Here is a 19312-nt window from a genome sequence, read left to right on the forward strand (position 1 = left end):
AAACGGGCATATCTCAAAGACAAAAACGGTAGTCGTCGCCGGCCTCCATCCCTCCCAGAATGTGTGAAAACACAAAAGCAGCACTGCTTGGGAGATGGGCATGTCAACAGAAGCTGAACAAACCGCGGGACAGGATTGGCAGGAGGACGTATTCCGCGTGCTCAAGGCCCACGACGTCAAACACGTGGTCTTCGTACCGGATGCGGGTCACTCGGCGGCCATCCGCATGTCGTATGCCGACCCGGACATCAAGGCCGTTGTCCTCACCACCGAAGAAGAAGGCATCGGCTACCTCGCCGGCGCCTGGCTCGGCGGTGAGCGTGGCGCCCTCCTGATGCAATCCAGCGGTGTCGGTAACTGCATCAATACCCTGGCACTTCAGGTATGTGCCGGTTTCCCGCTGTTGATGGTGGTCACCATGCGCGGCGACTGGGCCGAATTCAACGCGTGGCAGAACCCGATGGGCCAGGCCACCGAAGCCTCTTTGAACCTGATGAAGGTCATGACCTGGCGTGCGGACGTGCCTACAGATGTCGCCCCGCTGCTGCACGGTGCCGCGACCATGGCGTTCAACGGTGATTCCGCCACTGCCCTGCTGCTCGGCCAGCGCCTGATTGGAGAAAAGAAATGGGTCAAGTAAGCGCAAACCACACCCTGTGCCGCCGCGAAGTGGTCAAGGCCTTGCTGGCTGACCGTAAAGACGTGCTGGTCGTGACAGGTCTCGGCTCGGCGTCCTATGACGTCATGGCGGCCGGCGACAATGATCTGAATTACTACCTCTGGGCCGCCATGGGCAGCGCCATCACGGTCGGGCTGGGCCTGGCCAACGCCCAGCCGGACAAGTCTGTGGTGGTGGTCACCGGTGACGGTGAGTTGCTCATGGGCTTCGGTGCACTGGCCACGGTCGCGCTGCAAAAACCCGCGAACCTGACCATCGCCGTACTCGATAACGGGCACTTTGGCGAAACCGGCATGCAAGTCAGCCACGCCGGTTTCGGTATTTCCCTGGACCAGGTGGCGAAGACCTGCGGCTTCAGCTGGACCGACGAAATTCGCGACATGGAAGGCGTACACAACCTGCGCGAACGCTTCGCTACCCGCGACGGCGTCAAGCTCGCAACGATCAAGATCAAAGCGGAAAACCCGCCGCGTGTACTGCCGCCACGTGATGGTCACTACATCAAGAATCGCTTTCGTGCCGCGCTGGGTTTCAACCCGATCTGATTGCGCCCTGCCCGGACCCGGTCACGCAGGGCACACGCCATGCGTGACGCGTTGAGGAGAATAATAATGACCGACCGCAACTCTGAAGAACTCAATGCCATCCGCGAGGGCGTACGCGCCCTGTGCGCCGAATTCGATGCCGCTTACTGGCGCAAAGTCGACGAAGAAAAAGGCTTTCCGGAAACCTTCGTCAAGGCCCTGACCGACGCCGGATGGTTGGCGGCGATGATTCCTGTCGAATATGGCGGCTCCGGCCTCGGGCTGGCCGAGGCCTCGGTGATCCTCGAAGAAGTGAACCGCTGTGGCGGTAACTCCGGCACCGTTCACGGGCAGATGTACAACATGTTTACCCTGCTGCGACACGGCAGCGAAGCGCAGAAAAGCTATTACCTGCCGAAACTGGCCAACGGTGAACTGCGCTTGCAATCGATGGGTGTGACCGAGCCCACCACCGGCACCGATACCACCAGGATCAAGACCACCGCCGTACGCAAAGGCGACAAGTACGTGATCAACGGGCAGAAGGTGTGGATCTCGCGAATCCAGCATTCCGACCTGATGATCCTGCTGGCGCGCACTACGCCCTTGGCCGAAGTGAAGAAGAAATCCGAAGGCATGTCGATCTTCCTCGTGGATCTGCGTGAAGCCATCGGCAACGGCATGACCGTGCAGCCGATCGCCAACATGGTCAATCACGAAACCAACGAACTGTTCTTCGACAACCTGGAAATCCCCGCTGACAGCCTGATTGGCGAGGAAGGCAAAGGCTTCCGCTACATCCTCGATGGACTGAATGCCGAACGCACCCTGATCGCTGCCGAATGCATTGGCGACGGTCGCTGGTTTATCGAAAAGGCCAGTGCCTACGCCCGGGATCGCGTGGTGTTCGGGCGCCCGATCGGGCAGAACCAGGGTGTGCAATTCCCCATCGCCGAAGCCCACATCGAAATCGAGGCGGCTGACCTGATGCGCTGGCGTGCCTGCGAAGAATACGACAGCGGCATCAACGCCGGGGCCAGCGCCAACATGGCCAAGTACCTGGCAGCGAAAGCCTCCTGGGAAGCGGCTAATGCCTGCTTGCAGACGCACGGCGGATTCGGCTTTGCCTGCGAATACGACGTCGAGCGCAAATTCCGCGAAACCCGGCTGTATCAGGTAGCGCCCATCTCCACCAACCTGATCCTGTCCTACGTTGCCGAACACCTGCTCGAGCTGCCGCGCTCTTTCTAATAACAAGAGAGATACCTTCATGAGCCAGCCCAAAGGCCTCCGTCCGCTCGATGGCATGACCGTCGTCAGCCTCGAGCATGCTATTGCAGCGCCCTTCTGTACCCGACAACTGGCCGATCTCGGCGCCCGGGTGATCAAGGTCGAACGTCCGGGAACAGGCGATTTCGCCCGGGGCTACGATCAACGTGTCAACGGTCTGGCCTCGCATTTTGTCTGGACCAATCGTTCGAAAGAAAGCCTGACCCTGGACCTGAAGCAAGATTCGGCCACTGAGGTGCTGGACCGTTTACTGGCCACCGCCGATGTGCTCGTGCAGAACCTGGCGCCCGGTGCGGCCGCGCGTATGGGGCTGTCATTTGAGGTGCTGCACCGGCGTTTTCCACGCCTGATCGTCTGCGACATTTCAGGCTATGGCGCCGGTGGCCCCTATGAGAAAAAGAAAGCCTACGACCTGCTGATCCAGAGTGAAGGCGGATTCCTGTCGGTCACCGGCGGCCAGGGCGAGGAAGAAATGGCCAAGGCCGGTTGTTCAATTGCCGATATCGCGGCCGGCATGTACGCCTACACCGGCATCCTGTCTGCGCTGTTGTTGCGTGAACGCACCGGTGAAGGTAGCCACCTCGATGTTTCGATGCTCGAAAGCCTGGTCGAGTGGATGAACTACCCGATGTACTACGCCTACGACGGAGCGCCGCCGCCCCCTCGTGCTGGCGCTGCACACGCCACCATTTACCCCTACGGCCCCTTCCCTGTCGGTGACGGCACCACGGTGATGCTGGGATTGCAGAACGAGCGTGAATGGCAGCTGTTTTGCGAGAAGGTGTTGCTTGCGCCCGAGTTGGCCCAAGACTCGCGTTTTTCGGCCAACTTCAAACGTGTCGAGAACCGCAGCGCGCTACGGGAACTGATCATTGAATCGTTCTCCACGCTCAACTTCGATGCGGTGATCGATCGCCTGGACCATGCGCAAATCGCTAACGCCCGGGTGAACGACATGCAAGGCGTCTGGGACCACCCGCAGCTTCAGGCCCGTGACCGTTGGCGAGTAGTCGAAACCTCTGCCGGCCCCATACCGAGCCTGGTCCCGCCCGGCAGTAATAGTGCGTTCGAACCTCGTATGGAGGCCGTGCCGGGCCTTGGCCAACACACCGAACAGTTGCTCAAGGAGCTGGGACTGGGGGCCGAGCGCATTGAACAAATGCGTGCCGCCGGTGCCATCTGACTGCAACGATCAAAGTTTTTCGAGAGAACACTGCCCAATGAAGATCCTGGTAGCTGTGAAACGAGTGATCGATTACAACGTGAAAGTTCGCGTGAAAGCGGACAATTCCGGCGTCGACCTTGCCAACGTCAAGATGGCGATGAACCCGTTCTGCGAGATCGCCGTGGAAGAAGCCGTACGCCTGAAGGAGAAGGGTATAGCGAGTGAAATCATCGTCGTCTCCGTCGGCCCGTCCACCGCTCAAGAGCAACTGCGCACCGCGCTGGCTCTGGGTGCCGACCGCGCCATCCTCGTAGAAATCGCCGAAGACCTGACTTCCCTGGCCATTGCCAAGCTGCTGAAGGCCGTAGTCGACAAGGAGCAGCCCCGGCTGGTGATCCTTGGCAAGCAAGCCATCGACAGCGACAACAACCAGACTGGCCAGATGCTTGCTGCATTGAGCGGTTACGGTCAGGGCACGTTCGCTTCGAAAGTCGAAATCAGCGGCGACAGCGTTGCCGTGACTCGCGAAATCGACGGCGGCGCGCAGACAGTTTCCCTGAAACTGCCGGCCATCGTCACCACCGACCTGCGTTTGAACGAGCCGCGCTACGCGTCTCTGCCAAACATCATGAAAGCCAAGAAGAAGCCTCTCGAAGTAGTGACTGCGGACGCTTTGGGCATTTCCACCGCCTCCACCAACAAGACCCTGAAAGTCGAAGCGCCGGCTGCACGCAGCGCGGGTATCAAGGTCAAGTCGGTGGCTGAACTGGTCGAGAAACTGAAAAACGAAGCGAAGGTGATCTAATCATGACTATCTTGGTAATCGCCGAACACGACAACAAAGTGCTGGCCCCGGCCACGCTGAACACCGTTGCTGCCGCCGCCAAAATCGGTGGTGAGATCCACGTGCTGGTGGCCGGCATATCCGTTGGTGGTGTGGCTGAAGCCGCGGCGAAAGTCGCTGGCGTGGCTAAAGTGCTGGTGGCCGACAACGCCGCCTACGCTCACCAGCTGCCGGAAAACGTTGCGCCGCTGGTCGCTGCTCTCGTTCAAGAAGCAGGGGCTGCGGGCTACAGCCACATCCTGGCTGCCGCCACTTCCAACGGTAAAAACATCCTGCCGCGCGTTGCCGCTGCACTGGACGTTGACCAGATCTCCGAGATCATCTCGGTAGAAAGCGCTGACACCTTCAAGCGCCCGATCTACGCCGGTAACGCCATCGCTACCGTTCAATCGAACGCTGCAGTGAAAGTGATCACCGTGCGTGCCACCGGTTTCGACCCGGTTGCCGCTGACGGTGGTTCGGCTGCTGTTGAAGCGGTTGCTGCTGCCCACGACGCTGGCATCTCCAGCTTCGTCGGCGAAGAGCTGGCCAAGTCCGATCGTCCGGAACTGACCGCTGCCAAGATCGTCGTTTCCGGCGGGCGCGGCATGCAGAACGGCGACAACTTCAAACACCTGTACGCCCTGGCCGACAAGCTGGGCGCTGCCGTGGGTGCTTCGCGCGCCGCGGTCGACGCAGGTTTTGTTCCGAACGACATGCAGGTCGGTCAGACCGGCAAGATCGTTGCTCCACAGCTGTACATCGCCGTCGGTATCTCCGGCGCGATCCAGCACCTGGCCGGCATGAAAGACTCCAAAGTGATCGTTGCGATCAACAAGGACGAAGAAGCGCCGATCTTCCAGGTGGCCGACTACGGCCTGGTGGCGGACCTGTTTGAAGCGATTCCAGAAATGGCCGCCCTGGCCTGATTACCGACCGACAGGAGCGATAAATATGAGCAGTTCCGATTTTTCAGCCTGGATTGGACGTCGTCAGGAAAGCCAGGACCGGATCAGTTTTACCTTGGTCAAACGTATTGCCGCGACCTTGGGCGAGCCGGCACCCCGGTCGGGTGAATCGTTGCCGCCTTTGTGGCACTGGGCGTTTTTTCAGGAACCGGTTACCGCCGATGAACTGGGTCCGGACGGTCATCCGGCGCTCGGGGGATTCCTGCCCCCCGCCCACAATCGCAACCGCATGTGGGCGGGCAGTCGACTCGAGTTTTACCAGCCGTTGACGGTGGAGGCTGACGTGACCTGCGTGTCAACCATTCTCAACGTCGAAGAGAAGCACGGGCGCACGGGTTCCTTGTTGTTCGTCACGGTGCGCCATGAGTATTTTCAGGACGGCAAACGCGCCCTGCAGGATGAGCAGGACATCGTCTATCGCGAACCCACTCCACCCAAACTGAGCGGCACCGAAGCGATCCCGCAAGGCCAATGGCGGGACCCGGTCGTCCCCTCCCCGACCTTGCTGTTCCGTTACTCGGCCGTCACCTTCAATGGCCACCGGATTCACTACGACTGGCCATACGTCACGGATACCGAGGGTTACCCGGGATTGGTGGTGCATGGTCCCCTGATCGCCACGCTGAATTTGCGCGCGTTTTCCAAAGCGCACCCGAACGCGCGCTTGAAGCGCTTCACCTTCCGAGGCGTCCGCCCCTTGATTTCGCCTCAGCCTTTCGAGGTCGGCGGACGCCTGATCGATAGCGGCAAGGCACAGCTGTGGGCAGGCAATCAGGACGGTACGGCACAGATCGGCGAAGTCGAGTTCAGCTTGGGGGAAACACCATGAATACCTCCATTGTTCGCTCCGCCCTGTTTGTCCCGGCCACGCGTCCGGAGCGCATACCCAAAGCCATTGCTACCGGTGCGGACCGGGTCATTGTCGATCTGGAAGATGCGGTGCAGGAGAACCTCAAGGAACAGGCGAGGGATAACCTGGAGCGCTTCTTGAGTGACCATCCGCAAGCCCGGATTCTGGTACGAGTCAATGCTCCGGACCACTGGGCCCACGCGGCGGATCTGAAGCTTTGTCGAGGACACGCTGGCGTGATCGGTATTTTGCTGCCCAAAGCGGAAAGCGCGGAGCACGTCCTCACGGCTGCCAATACCCAAAAGCCGATCTGGCCCATCATCGAAAGCGCCAAGGGCCTGGCCGAACTCCAAGCGATTGCCCGGGCCCAGGGCGTTGAGCGCTTGTCATTCGGAAGTCTTGACCTGGGCCTGGACCTGAATTTGACCACCGGCAGCCCTGCCGCCAAAGAGTTTCTGAGTCACGCTCGATACGCAGTACTGCTCGCGACTCGGGTGGCCGGTCTCGCTCCGGCGCTGGATGGGGTATTTCCGTCAATACAGGACACCGTCGGCCTGCACAGCACCGTTCAGTTTGCCCGCGACATGGGGTTTGGTGGCGCGTTATGTATCCATCCGAGCCAAGTGGCGATTATCCATCAAGCGCTGAAACCCGGTCTGGAGGAACTGCTCTGGGCACAACGCATCATGGACGCCGCCCGTTCGGGTGAAGGTGTGTTCGTGCTCGATGGGCAAATGGTCGATGCGCCTGTCATAGGCCGTGCACAGGCGATCCTGGCGCGCGCGACCTGACTCAACGGCAACACGCTCCATGACCTTGGGATGAGCTGAAGATTTCACCCGGAACGCGCCTACACTGAAAGGTACAGCGATCGAGAGGACATGGAGCTCCACGCATGCGCCCTAGCGCCCTTGTGATACTCCTTATCAGCTATGCCGTGCTGATGGTGGTTTTTTTCAAGCTCAATGCTCGAAACAATCGAGGCCGCAGAGAAGGTCTTTACGAGGCCTTTGAAACTGCAATGCGACAGCATGGGATCAAGTCTTTCGAGATCATCAAGGAAAGCATTCATATCGGTAACAACTTTCGGCCATCAGAACTGCACCGGATAGTGTTGGACGATTCAGGGCACTACTTTCTTTACTCGCACGCCAGTAACGCGCAGCCAACTTTAATGCCGCTGACCGAAGAGCGAGCGTTACAAGCCGTACAGGGTGAAATGGGAATTCAGGCATAGGCCATCGCAAACACCGCCACCAGGGACCATGAAGAAGCGGGGCTTGCCCCGCCCTACTCAGCCCACTCAAGCAGAGGGGATGGTAGTTAACACAACTCGCACCAAAACAGGACCATGCTCGTAGCCCAGCCGCTGGTAACGATCCCGATTCCAAACATGACGCCGAGAAGCAGAGTTTTTGCCCACATGGCTCGAATCTCCGGATACCGCATTCAATGAATGCTTCAGTATGAGTACCTGAGCAAAATCCAAGCCATTTGGCACAGGTCAAGCCCGGGCCCGGCGATTGCGCTGAAACGGTCTGCTCGAGTCGTGAAAAATTCCCCAACTAGGGGTTCGCTTACCCTACATTTTGGGCTGAAACACCCAATGACTGGGGCTCGGTTTGATCTAGGCTTGAATGAGATCACCCGGGAGAAAAACCCCATGTCCCTGTCTCTCAGAAATCCATTGGCCTTTGCTTTGGCGGTCATCTTTTGCACAGCCGCGCGCGGTGAAGGAGCCGCAGACGCCTACCACCCACCGGCAATACTTCCCCTGGAATCCGAGACGGCGCCAAGACTCATTGCCGAGCCGCCGCTTGCCGAGCCCCTTGCCCGCGGAGTCGTCATTATCCAGTACCGCACGGAGCACGCGAGGATCATGCCGGTCTTTGGTAAAACGGCGGCTGATGTATCACCCCGCCTCGGGCACCTGCACGTGACCGTCGACGACTGGAAAGGTACATGGGCGCACACCAGTGAAGACCCGATTATCCTGGTGGGACTCCCCCCCGGCACTCACCAGGTTCTTCTTGAAGTGGCCGACCCGACTCACAAAGTCCTTACCAGTACGACAGTGCGTTTCATCGTTCCGGAAAAGAAACCCGCTGACGCCCCTCATTAGTCGCTACTTCGCTTCAGTTGTCTGCTTGCCCCCATCGAAGAAGTTTGCCTCCGATATTGGCTGCCCCCCAGTCAATAGCGGAGGTTTGTTTAATGGCCTACGCTCAGATTCGGCAGTAAACCAGCTGGAGTCTCGGCGTGTTCAAACGCTGATCAAGACATCCAGGGCAGAGAGGATCTTGGTCAGGAGCGACAAAGGATGAAACCGGAATATTCATGCATGAAATGGATCACCATCGCTGCCGTTTCGGTGGCGCTTGTATCAGGCTGTGCCAGCAAGAACGACCCCGTGGCCCAGGCCGAGAAAGCCGATGCAGCCAAGGGCATCGCCGCACCCAGCCTCACGGAAACGAAAGCCATCGCCGAAGAAGCCTTCATCTACGGACTGCCGATCGTAATGAACTACGCGATCATGTATGAGTACGCCGTGGACAAAAGCGGCCCGCAGTTCAAGGCCCCCTTCAACCAGATCAAGAACGAACCCCGTGTCTTCACTTACCAGGATACGGCCATCGTCACGCCCAACAGCGATACGCCCTATTCGTTCCTCTGGCTGGATCTGCGCGCCGAGCCCATGGTGCTCACGGTCCCCGCCGTGGAAAAGAAGCGTTATTACTCGGTGCAACTGATCGACGGCAACACTTACAACTACGGCTACATCGGCAGCCGTACCACGGGGAACGGCCCGGGTAACTATATGGTGGTCGGGCCTGACTGGAAGGGCTCCATGCCACCCGGCATCAGCAAAGTCTTCTATTCGACAACGCCCTTCACGGTCGCGGGCTACCGAACCCAGCTCTTCAATCCCAAGGACATGCCGAATGTGGTCAAGGTGCAGTCCGGCTACAAAGCCCAGCCGCTGTCGGCGTTCTTGAAGCAACCGGCGCCGCCTGCATCGCCGGTTATCCATTTCCCTCCAAGCACCACAAAGGGGATCAAGGAGAACTTCTTCGAATATCTTGATGCCGCACTCCAGTATGTACCGCCAACACCGGAAGACCGGGAAATTCGGGCTCGAATCGCGAAAATCGGCATTGGACCGGGCAAGAGCTTCAAGCTCCAGGACCTCTCGCTCGAACACAAGGCCGCTGTCCTGCTGGGCATGAAGGAAGGTGACGAGAAGGTGGACAAGTGGTTGTCCGGCGGGCTCAAGAACGTCAATGGCTGGGGCATAGGTTCGTACTTTGGCGACCGCCATTTCTACAATGGCGACTGGTTGAAGCGCGCGGGCGGGGCCAAAGGCGGTATTTACGGCAACGATGCCGTGGAAGCCACTTACCCCATCACCCGCACAACCGCGACCGGCGAACCACTCGATGGCAGCAAGCATAACTACACACTCACCTTCCCGGCGGGGCAACTGCCTCCAGTGAATGCGTTCTGGTCGGTGACGATGTACGACGGCAAAACACAGCTCCTTATCAAGAACCCGATCGACCGCTATCTACTGAACTCGCCCATGCTGCCCGGTATGAAGAAGAATGCCGACGGATCGCTGACCCTCTACATCCAACGCACCTCGCCCGGCAAGGCACTGGAAGGCAACTGGCTGCCCGCCCCCGACGGCCCGATTTACCTGGTGATGCGCCTCTATTGGCCCAAGGAGACGCCACCTTCAGTCCTGCCGGCCGGCGAAGGCACCTGGAAGCCAGCAGGCCTCGTGGTATCGAAATAGAACCCGCGCCAGATCGCGCAGCCCCCCGGCATTTGTCGGGGGTTTACCGTTCCAATACAAGCCTGTCTTCGCTGACAGGCAACGGGTGTGGTGCGTTTATCCTGCCTTCCAGTCTGTTCACAAACGCCAGGGCTTCGGCATAGCTGCGAAACCTGACGCACCACGCGTTCATCCAGACATTCCAATCTTGCGGTGTCCGCGCTTTTTCGATTTTTATCAGCATCCTGGCATCCCTCCCTTTTTACGGTTTAACCCAGTCTCGAACCTGGAAAAAACCGAAATGCGGCGTGTGAACCTTCGTCTGCGTGTCCCGGTTGAAGGCGCGGGGAAAACAGTACACAAGGTGAGGAGGCGCAGACTCTGCAGATGCGGATTTGGCGGCGTTTGAAGCTTGCGTCAAAGCGAACGGCAGGACATGTCTTTGCTTACCTTCCTCAAGGCGCATTTAAAGCGGCTGAAGGGGGGATTAGAAAATCAATAATCATCAAAAATGTGTCTATAGGAGGCTTGGCGGGACTTGGAGGGACAGGCTGGGGGGATGGTGGTCAGCCTGGATTTGACGCAACCGATCAGGCCGCTCTATTTCACTGACGCCTACATCGAAAGCAAGTCGTGAGCAGAACCAGTCGCGTTCTATGGATGGCATTGTTCGTAAAGCCACGGCACATCCGAACGGGTCAACTGAACCAGGAGGATGAGGCAAATTACGTTGGCACTGATAGCTATCCGGTAACCGACAAGACGCTAGCAAGTCTCAGTTCACTACCATTTAACTAGTAGAGCGTAAAAATCGCAGACATGAAAAAGCCCAACCTTCTCAGATTGGGCTAAGTCATTAAATAATATGGTCGGGACGGAGTGATTCGAACACTCGACCCCTAGCACCCCATGCTAGTGCGCTACCGGACTGCGCTACGCCCCGACTAGGCGTGTTACTCATCCCTCACCTCGAGGAACGCTCAAGAATATATCGCAAGCTTTTGAAAACTGGAAGTATTTAAAAGCAGGAATTTATTTCTTGAGTACCACCAGAACATCTTCGAGCTCGGCGATCATCTGGCGGATCATTTGCTTGTATTGGGTGGTGTCGTCTTTGGCTTCGTCACCGGACAAACGCAAACGCGCGCCGCCGATGGTGAACCCCTGATCATAAAGAAGCGCGCGGATCTGCCGGATCATCAGCACGTCCTGGCGCTGATAATACCGGCGGTTTCCGCGGCGTTTGACCGGGTTGAGCTGAGGAAACTCCTGCTCCCAGTAGCGCAGCACGTGTGGTTTTACCGCACACAGCTCGCTGACTTCACCAATGGTGAAGTAGCGTTTGCCCGGGATGACGGGGAGCTCGTCGTTATGACTTGGTTCCAGCATAAGCCTCAACTCGGGCCTTCAACTTCTGCCCTGGACGAAAGGTGACCACACGGCGAGCCGTGATCGGGATTTCTTCCCCCGTTTTCGGATTGCGGCCAGGCCGCTGGCGTTTGTCCCGAAGGTCGAAATTGCCGAAACCGGACAATTTGACTTGTTCGTTGTCTTCGAGAGCGTGCCTGATTTCTTCAAAAAACAGTTCGACCAATTCCTTGGCCTCCCGTTTATTCAGGCCCAGCTCTTCATACAGACGTTCCGCCATCTCAGCTTTCGTCAGAGCCCCCATACGTCACTTCCTTAACGTGGCGTTCAACCTTTGTTCGAGCGAGGTGAGGATGTTTTGCGTTGCGGTATTCACCTCATCGTCATTAAGAGTGCGCGATGGATGCTGCCAGGTCAAGCCGACTGCAAGGCTTTTTCTATCAGGATCAATGCCTTTACCCTGATACACGTCAAATAGCCTGAGGTCTGTCAGCCATTCGCCTGCATTTTCACGGATTACGTCCAGTACAGCCGTGGCTGCAACGTCTTTGTGCGCAATCAGTGCAAGGTCACGACGCACTTCAGGAAAGCGCGATAACTCGTGGAATTTCGGCATTTTGCCCGACGCGACTTCCGCCAGAACCAGCTCGAAGACGAAGACCGGACGGTCGAGACCGAGGGTTTTCGACAATTCGGGGTGGATCGCACCAATGAAGCCGACCAGACGACCATCGCGTTCGATGCGTGCGGTTTGGCCCGGGTGCAATGCCGGGTGCTTGCCTGGCACGAAAGTGAACGCATCCAGGGCACCGGCGAAGCCCAGTACCGCTTCCACGTCAGCCTTGACGTCAAAGAAGTCGACGGTATCGCGACCCTGCGCCCAGCCTTCCGGCAAGCGGCTGCCGCAAACCACACCGGCCAGCATCGGCTCTTGCTTCAAACCTTCGAGCTGACCAACGAAACGCAGGCCGCTTTCGAACAGGCGTACGCGATCCTGCTGGCGGTTCAGGTTGTGCTGAAGCGCCTTGACCAGACCCGGCCACAAGGACGAACGCATGGCGGCCATGTCATTGGAGATCGGATTGGCGAGCAGCAACGGCTCAACACCCGGATTAAACAGTTCGAACTGTTTCGGATCGATGAAGCTGTAGGTAATTGCTTCCTGATACCCACGGGCAACCAGCAGGCGGCGCAGTTCAGGCAGGTCGCTACGGGCTTCGGCCTTGGCTTGCGGCGCCAGACGCGCTTGCGGATAGCGAACCGGCAGACGGTTGTAGCCGTACAGGCGTGCCAGCTCTTCGATCAGGTCGACTTCCAGGCTGATATCGAAGCGATGGCTTGGCACTTCTACACGCCACTGCCCTGCCCCGTCGGCAGTAATGGTCAGGCCCAAGGCATTGAGCAGGCGCTCCACTTCAGCCGAATCCATTTCCATACCCAGCATCTGGGTAATGCGCTGGGCACGCAGGGTGACCGGAGCAATGTTCGGCAGGTGCTGTTCGCTGACGGTCTCGATGATCGGACCCGCTTCACCACCGGTGATTTCCAGCAGCAAGCCAGTCGCGCGCTCCATGGCCTCGCGGGCCAGTTGCCAGTCCACGCCACGCTCATAGCGATGGGATGCATCGGTGTGCAGGCCATAGGAACGGGCCTTGCCTGCCACGGCGATCTGGTCGAAGAAGGCACTTTCCAGGAACACATCACGGGTGGTCGCGGACACACCGCTGTGCTCGCCACCCATGACGCCGGCGATTGCCAGTGCGCGGGAGTGGTCGGCAATCACCAGCGTATCGCTGCGCAGGCTGACTTCCTGACCGTCGAGCAGCACCAGCTTCTCGCCGTCTTCGGCCATGCGCACACGGATGCCGCCGTTGATTTCGGCGAGATCGAAGGCGTGCAGTGGCTGACCCAGCTCCAGCATCACGTAGTTGGTGATGTCGACGGCAGCATCGATGCTGCGCACGTCGGCGCGACGCAGACGCTCTACCATCCACAGCGGCGTAGGCTTGGACAGGTCGACGTTACGGATCACACGACCCAGATAACGCGGGCACGCGGCCGGCGCCAGCACTTCTACCGAACGCACTTCGTCGTGGGCGGCAGGCACCGAAGCCACTACCGGACGGGTGACTGGAGCGGCATACAGCGCGCCGACTTCACGAGCCAGACCGGCCAGGGACAGGCAGTCGCCACGGTTCGGGGTCAGGTCGACCTCGATGCTGGCATCTTCCAGGTCCAGGTAAACGCGGAAATCCTTGCCCACCGGCGCATCGGCCGGCAGTTCCATCAGACCGTCGTCACCTTCACCGACCTGCAGCTCGGATTGCGAGCACAGCATGCCGTTGGATTCAACGCCACGCAGCTTGGCCTTCTTGATCTTGAAGTCACCTGGCAACTCGGCGCCGATCATGGCGAAAGGAATCTTCAGGCCCGGGCGCACGTTGGGCGCACCGCAAACCACCTGGAAGGTTTCCGAACCGTTGCTGACCTGGCACACGCGCAGCTTGTCGGCGTCCGGGTGCTGCTCGGTGCTCAGCACCTCGCCAACCACCACGCCACTGAAAACACCGGCGGCCGGCGTAACGCTATCGACCTCAAGACCGGCCATCGACAGACGAGCAACCAGCTCGTCGCGACTTACCTGCGGGCTAACCCAGCCACGCAGCCATTGTTCACTGAATTTCATCCTGCTCTCCTAAGAATTCGTTACGACTAGCGAAATTGCGCGAGGAACCGCAAGTCGTTGTCGAAGAACAGACGCAAGTCGTTCACGCCGTAACGCAGCATGGCCAGACGCTCAACGCCCATGCCGAAGGCAAAGCCCGAGAACTCTTCCGGGTCGATACCGGACATGCGCAGCACGTTCGGGTGAACCATGCCGCAGCCCATCACTTCCAGCCAGCCGGTCTGCTTGCAGACGCGGCAGCCTTTACCGCTGCACATCACGCATTCCATGTCGACTTCAGCGGAGGGCTCGGTGAACGGGAAGTACGAAGGACGGAAACGCACCGCCAGTTCCTTTTCGAAGAACACCCGCAGGAACTCTTCGATGGTGCCTTTGAGGTCGGCGAAATTGATGTCGCGATCGATCAGCAGGCCTTCGACCTGGTGGAACATCGGCGAGTGGGTGATATCGGAGTCGCTGCGGTAGACGCGGCCTGGGCAGACGATACGGATCGGCGGCTGCTTGGACTCCATGGTGCGGACCTGTACCGGCGAGGTATGGGTGCGCAACAGCATGTTCGCATTGAAATAGAAGGTGTCATGCATCGACCGGGCCGGGTGATGGCCTGGGATGTTGAGCGCTTCGAAGTTGTGATAGTCGTCTTCGACCTCAGGGCCTTCGGCGATGCCGTAGCCGATACGGGTGAAGAACTGTTCGACGCGTTCCAGAGTGCGGGTAACCGGATGCAGACCACCGGAGGTCTGACCACGGCCAGGCAGGGTCACGTCAATGGACTCGGCGGAGAGTTTGGCAGCCAGATCGGCTTCTTCAAACAATGCCTTGCGCGCATTAAGGACCTCTGTGACACGCTCCTTGGCAACGTTGATCAGCGCACCGACCTGCGGACGCTCTTCTGCCGGCAAATTCCCCAGGGTCTTCATCACCTGAGTCAATTCACCCTTCTTGCCAAGGTAGTGAACCCGGATTTGCTCCAGGGCATTGATATCTTCAGCGCTTTGCACAGCCTCTAGTGCTTGAGAGACGAGCGCATCCAGGTTTTCCATGTACAGACTCCAGATACAAAATAGGGGAAGAGCTTGAAGGCTCTTCCCCTATTTATGACGTTTAACACCTGGCCCCACAGATGCGAGGCCGGGTGACTGTCGGGGGTACTTAAGCCAAGGTGGCTTTAGCTTTCTCGACAATCGCAGCAAACGCCGCTTTTTCGTTCACTGCCAGATCAGCCAGAACCTTACGGTCGATCTCGATGGACGCTTTTTTCAGGCCGGCGATGAAACGGCTGTAGGACAGACCGTTGATACGAGCACCAGCGTTGATACGAGCGATCCACAGAGCGCGGAACTGACGTTTTTTCTGACGACGGTCACGGTAGGCGTATTGGCCTGCCTTGATTACCGCTTGCTTGGCAACACGGAATACGCGGGAGCGTGCGCCGTAGTAGCCTTTAGCAAGTTTCAGAATTTTTTTGTGACGCTTACGGGCAATGACGCCACGCTTTACACGAGCCATGAGTTACTTCCTCTATTCTTGACTAAAATTAACGAAGGCGCAGCATGCGCTCGACTTTTGCCACGTCAGACGGATGCAGCAAGCTGCTACCGCGCAGTTGACGCTTACGCTTGGTCGACATTTTGGTCAGGATGTGGCTCTTGAAAGCGTGCTTGTGCTTGATACCGTTAGCAGTTTTCAGAAACCGCTTAGCAGCACCACTTTTGGTCTTCATTTTTGGCATGTTCGGATACTCCGCATTCAGTTGATAAACATAATCAGAAGGCCTGCCGTGCCCTGTTGATTACTTCTTCTTTTTCGGGGCGATGACCATGATCAGCTGGCGTCCTTCCATCTTAGGATGCTGTTCGACCGAACCGTACTCGAGCAAGTCACCTTCAACTCGCTTGAGGAGTTCCATCCCCAGCTCCTGGTGGGCCATCTCACGGCCGCGGAATCGCAAGGATACCTTGGCCCTGTCCCCGTCACTCAGGAAACGTACCAGGTTGCGCAGTTTTACCTGGTAATCCCCTTCCTCCGTCCCTGGACGAAACTTGATTTCTTTAACCTGAATCTGCTTCTGGTTTTTCTTGGCCGCAGCAATCTGTTTCTTCTTTTCGAAGATCGATTTGCCGTAGTCCATCAGTTTGCAAACAGGTGGTACTGCATCGGCGGAAATCTCCACCAGATCCAGCTTGGCCTCTTCAGCCTTAAGAAGCGCGTCTTCGATTGACACAATCCCGAGCTGTTCACCTTCAGCCCCAATTAACCGAACCTCGCGTGCCGAGATATTCTCGTTGATCGGGGCTTTCGGTGCAGTTCGTTTATCTTGTCTCATTTCACGCTTAATAATAATTACTCCGAATCTTGGCGACCACGCCGGGAAACCGCTTGGGCGAGGAACTCAGCGAACTGGGCGACGGGCATCGAGCCCAGGTCAGCACCTTCACGAGTACGCACAGCGACAGTCTGCATCTCGACTTCCCGATCTCCGATAACCAAGAGATAAGGAACCTTGAGCAAAGTATGCTCGCGGATTTTAAAGCCGATCTTTTCATTTCTCAAGTCAGACTTGGCACGAAACCCGCTTTCGTTGAGAGTTTTTTCCACTTCGGCGGCAAAATCAGCCTGTTTATCAGTGATATTCATCACCACTGCCTGGGTCGGAGCCAGCCACGCAGGGAACGCGCCCTCGTAGTGCTCGATCAGGATTCCGACGAACCGCTCGAAGGACCCCAGGATCGCCCGGTGCAACATCACCGGGTGCTTGCGACTGTTGTCTTCGGAGACGTATTCGGCTCCCAGACGCACAGGCAGGTTAAAATCGAGCTGCAGAGTACCACATTGCCAGACGCGACCGAGGCAATCTTTCAACGAGAACTCGATCTTCGGACCGTAGAACGCACCCTCGCCCGGCTGCAGATCGTACGGCAGGCCCGCGCTATCAAGGGCTGCGGCCAGTGCCGCTTCGGCGCGATCCCAAAGCTCGTCGGAACCGACGCGTTTTTCCGGACGAGTGGACAGCTTCATCTCGACATCTTTAAAGCCGAAATCGGCGTAGACGTCCATGGTCAGCTTGATGAACGCGGCGGACTCGGCCTGCATCTGCTCTTCGGTGCAGAAGATGTGGGCGTCGTCCTGGGTGAACGCGCGCACACGCATGATGCCGTGCAAGGCACCCGATGGCTCGTTACGGTGGCAGGCACCGAATTCGGCCAGGCGCATCGGCAGCTCGCGGTAGCTCTTCAGGCCCTGGTTGAACACCTGCACGTGGCAAGGGCAGTTCATTGGCTTGATCGCGTAGTCGCGGTTTTCCGACTGGGTGGTGAACATGTTGTCGGCATAGTTGGCCCAGTGCCCGGATTTCTCCCACAGGCTGCGGTCAACGACTTGCGGCGTCTTGATTTCGAGATAGCCGTTGTCGCGCTGAACCTTGCGCATGTACTGCTCGAGCACCTGGTACAAAGTCCAGCCGTTCGGGTGCCAGAACACCATGCCCGGCGATTCTTCCTGGGTGTGGAACAGGCCCAGGCGCTTGCCGATCTTGCGGTGGTCGCGTTTTTCGGCTTCTTCGATGCGCTGGATGTAAGCCGCCAGTTGCTTCTTGTCTGCCCATGCGGTGCCGTAGACGCGCTGCAATTGCTCGTTCTTGGCATCGCCACGCCAGTAGGCGCCGGACAGCTTGGTCAGCTTGAAGGATTTCAGGAAGCGGGTGTTCGGCACGTGCGGACCGCGGCACATGTCGACGTATTCTTCGTGATAGTACAGGCCCATGGCCTGTTCGTTCGGCATGTCCTCGACCAGGCGCAACTTGTAGTCTTCGCCACGGGCCTTGAACACTTCGATCACTTCGGCGCGCGGAGTGACTTTCTTGATCACGTCGTAATCTTTCTCGATCAGCTGCTGCATGCGCTGTTCGATCGCCGCCAGGTCGTCCGGAGTAAAAGGACGCTCGAAGGCGATGTCGTAATAGAAACCTTCGTCGATGACCGGACCGATGACCATTTTGGCGGTCGGGTACAACTGCTTGACCGCATGGCCAACCAGGTGGGCGCAAGAGTGGCGAATGATCTCCAGCCCCTCTTCATCCTTTGGCGTGATGATTTGCAGCGACGCGTCGCTGTCGATGATGTCGCTGGCGTCGACCAGCTTGCCATCGACCTTGCCCGCAACGGTGGCCTTGGCCAGGCCAGCACCGATGGATGCGGCGACCTCGGCTACGGAAACCGGGTGATCGAATGAACGTTGACTGCCGTCGGGAAGAGTAATAGTTGGCATGGCGCCTCCTCTCCTAGTGGTGACCCCTACCAAAGGTCACGTGGGTTGGGATGAGCCAGTACAAGATCCGGTCCAGGCCATTCAATGACGAACGCCTGCCTTACAGCGGCAGGAGCCTTGCGGCCAACCGGAAAACCGAACCAGAGTGACTGGGATTCAAATCAGGGTTAATCGTGCATCTGCCGCCACCGGGACTGAAGGTCCGTCGGAGCCTGCAAACGCCCGAGCGGGGCATGCTAGCACAGATGAACGGTTGCCACCGTGCACAGGTTTTGCTGCAGGGTAAATTGGCTGTTTTTATGCCAGAGTGCTGAACTTGAAGTGCACTATCGCCCTCAGATATCAAGATATCTGACCCACAAGGAGTATCTCAGCATGCGTCTGAATCGTTTGTTCGCCGTAGTCGCCCCCGTCGTTCTCCTGCTGCCACTGGCCGCCCATGCAGAATGGCCGAAAGGCGAACGAGAGAAATACATGGCTCAGTGCGTTCCTGCCGCTGCCGAGAAGATTGGTACGCCAGCAGCGAAGTCCCACTGCGCCTGCGGTGCCGATGCCATCAAATCGTACCCTGCCGCCGATATTCAGGCCCTGATGAACAACACGGCCAGCGACACATTGAAGCAACAGGCACTGAACAAAATTGCAGCCTGCAAGGCCACCAAAAAAGAGCAGAAATAAGCCCGCCCCCGCGCTTCCAGCCCCTGAAATACTGTTAAAAAGCGGTTGAAACAGGTCCTTTCGTACAATTTATTCAGGTTTTTCAGCTTTTTTTATCGCCTTGAGTTTCGGCTGAAAGCCTTATAGTACGGGGCTTTCAGCCGCTAAAGGACACAAAGAAAATACGACTGGCTGGCAAACAGCGCGTCCGGGGGGGTCCCAAACCGAACATTTCGACTATGATACTCGGGTGTGCCCAGT

At 58.1% G+C, this 19312-nt stretch carries 20 protein-coding genes and 1 tRNA gene; 12 read left to right on the forward strand and 9 right to left on the reverse strand.

The annotated features are described in order from the left end of the window. Positions 1-100: 100 nt before the first annotated feature. The 11 genes from KW838_RS21300 to KW838_RS21350 all read left to right on the forward strand — a co-directional run bounded on the left by KW838_RS21300 (position 101) and on the right by KW838_RS21350 (position 10095). Positions 101-640: a thiamine pyrophosphate-binding protein gene (locus KW838_RS21300; protein ID WP_007980859.1), complete on the forward strand. Its 540-nt coding sequence runs from the start codon at positions 101-103 to the stop codon at positions 638-640. Continuing rightward, positions 628-1224: a thiamine pyrophosphate-dependent enzyme gene (locus KW838_RS21305; protein ID WP_007896341.1), complete on the forward strand. Its 597-nt coding sequence runs from the start codon at positions 628-630 to the stop codon at positions 1222-1224. The genes KW838_RS21300 and KW838_RS21305 overlap by 13 nt, the downstream gene beginning before the upstream one ends. Before the next feature lie 66 nt (positions 1225-1290). After that, complete coding sequence (locus tag KW838_RS21310) at positions 1291-2454, forward strand: acyl-CoA dehydrogenase family protein (RefSeq protein ID WP_218503498.1); 1164 nt, start codon at positions 1291-1293, stop codon at positions 2452-2454. Positions 2455-2473: 19 nt separating this feature from the next. Beyond that, the gene (locus KW838_RS21315; RefSeq protein ID WP_218503499.1) at positions 2474-3676 is read left to right on the forward strand and encodes a CaiB/BaiF CoA-transferase family protein; all 1203 of its coding nucleotides are present in this window, start codon (positions 2474-2476) and stop codon (positions 3674-3676) included. A gap of 37 nt (positions 3677-3713) precedes the next feature. Beyond that, a complete protein-coding gene (locus tag KW838_RS21320) occupies positions 3714-4463 on the forward strand; it encodes an electron transfer flavoprotein subunit beta/FixA family protein (protein ID WP_218503500.1) in 750 nt (249 codons plus the stop codon). A 2-nt stretch (positions 4464-4465) separates the two neighbouring features. Continuing rightward, positions 4466-5410 (forward strand): electron transfer flavoprotein subunit alpha/FixB family protein, encoded by a 945-nt coding sequence (locus tag KW838_RS21325; RefSeq protein WP_218503501.1) that lies wholly within the window; start codon positions 4466-4468, stop codon positions 5408-5410. Positions 5411-5435: 25 nt separating this feature from the next. Further along, positions 5436-6278 (forward strand): MaoC family dehydratase N-terminal domain-containing protein, encoded by an 843-nt coding sequence (locus KW838_RS21330; RefSeq protein ID WP_218503502.1) that lies wholly within the window; start codon positions 5436-5438, stop codon positions 6276-6278. Further along, positions 6275-7090, forward strand: coding sequence for a CoA ester lyase (locus KW838_RS21335; protein WP_218503503.1), 816 nt, complete (start codon positions 6275-6277; stop codon positions 7088-7090). The genes KW838_RS21330 and KW838_RS21335 overlap by 4 nt, the downstream gene beginning before the upstream one ends. 104 nt (positions 7091-7194) lie before the next feature. Continuing rightward, positions 7195-7536 (forward strand): hypothetical protein, encoded by a 342-nt coding sequence (locus tag KW838_RS21340; RefSeq protein WP_218503504.1) that lies wholly within the window; start codon positions 7195-7197, stop codon positions 7534-7536. A gap of 426 nt (positions 7537-7962) precedes the next feature. After that, positions 7963-8421, forward strand: coding sequence for a DUF6130 family protein (locus KW838_RS21345; protein WP_218503505.1), 459 nt, complete (start codon positions 7963-7965; stop codon positions 8419-8421). Between the two features lie 198 nt (positions 8422-8619). Then, positions 8620-10095 (forward strand): DUF1254 domain-containing protein, encoded by a 1476-nt coding sequence (locus KW838_RS21350; RefSeq protein ID WP_218503506.1) that lies wholly within the window; start codon positions 8620-8622, stop codon positions 10093-10095. An 845-nt stretch (positions 10096-10940) separates the two neighbouring features. Here KW838_RS21350 and KW838_RS21355 read toward each other — a convergent pair. The 9 genes from KW838_RS21355 to thrS form a co-directional block, all read right to left on the reverse strand. Continuing rightward, positions 10941-11017 (reverse strand) — tRNA-Pro (locus tag KW838_RS21355). A gap of 89 nt (positions 11018-11106) precedes the next feature. Next, entirely contained in the window at positions 11107-11463 is a 357-nt protein-coding gene (locus tag KW838_RS21360) for a MerR family transcriptional regulator (RefSeq protein ID WP_003179985.1), read from the reverse strand. Then, positions 11444-11746 carry an integration host factor subunit alpha gene (ihfA, locus tag KW838_RS21365; protein WP_002553164.1) on the reverse strand — a complete coding sequence of 101 codons (303 nt, stop codon included), beginning with the start codon at positions 11744-11746 and terminating at the stop codon, positions 11444-11446. The genes KW838_RS21360 and ihfA overlap by 20 nt, the downstream gene beginning before the upstream one ends. A 3-nt stretch (positions 11747-11749) precedes the next feature. Further along, positions 11750-14128 (reverse strand): phenylalanine--tRNA ligase subunit beta, encoded by a 2379-nt coding sequence (gene pheT / locus KW838_RS21370; RefSeq protein WP_218503507.1) that lies wholly within the window; start codon positions 14126-14128, stop codon positions 11750-11752. A gap of 26 nt (positions 14129-14154) precedes the next feature. Further along, positions 14155-15171: a phenylalanine--tRNA ligase subunit alpha gene (gene pheS, locus KW838_RS21375; RefSeq protein ID WP_007975711.1), complete on the reverse strand. Its 1017-nt coding sequence runs from the start codon at positions 15169-15171 to the stop codon at positions 14155-14157. A gap of 109 nt (positions 15172-15280) precedes the next feature. Next, positions 15281-15637 carry a 50S ribosomal protein L20 gene (rplT, locus tag KW838_RS21380; protein WP_007905879.1) on the reverse strand — a complete coding sequence of 119 codons (357 nt, stop codon included), beginning with the start codon at positions 15635-15637 and terminating at the stop codon, positions 15281-15283. Between the two features lie 28 nt (positions 15638-15665). After that, positions 15666-15860: a 50S ribosomal protein L35 gene (gene rpmI, locus KW838_RS21385; RefSeq protein ID WP_002553160.1), complete on the reverse strand. Its 195-nt coding sequence runs from the start codon at positions 15858-15860 to the stop codon at positions 15666-15668. 60 nt (positions 15861-15920) lie between these two features. Further along, entirely contained in the window at positions 15921-16472 is a 552-nt protein-coding gene (gene infC / locus KW838_RS21390) for a translation initiation factor IF-3 (RefSeq protein ID WP_172435703.1), read from the reverse strand. Next, on the reverse strand, positions 16472-18394 hold the full coding sequence (gene thrS / locus KW838_RS21395) for a threonine--tRNA ligase (protein WP_007975710.1): 1923 nt from the start codon (positions 18392-18394) through the stop codon (positions 16472-16474). The genes infC and thrS overlap by 1 nt, the downstream gene beginning before the upstream one ends. 375 nt (positions 18395-18769) lie before the next feature. On the opposite strand from thrS, the gene KW838_RS21400 reads away from it, so the two are divergent. Further along, complete coding sequence (locus KW838_RS21400; protein ID WP_102699309.1) at positions 18770-19072, forward strand: hypothetical protein; 303 nt, start codon at positions 18770-18772, stop codon at positions 19070-19072. Positions 19073-19312 lie beyond the last annotated feature (240 nt).

It is taken from the genome of Pseudomonas sp. PDM27, assembly GCF_019219205.1.
GTDB lineage: Bacteria > Pseudomonadota > Gammaproteobacteria > Pseudomonadales > Pseudomonadaceae > Aquipseudomonas > Aquipseudomonas laurylsulfatiphila.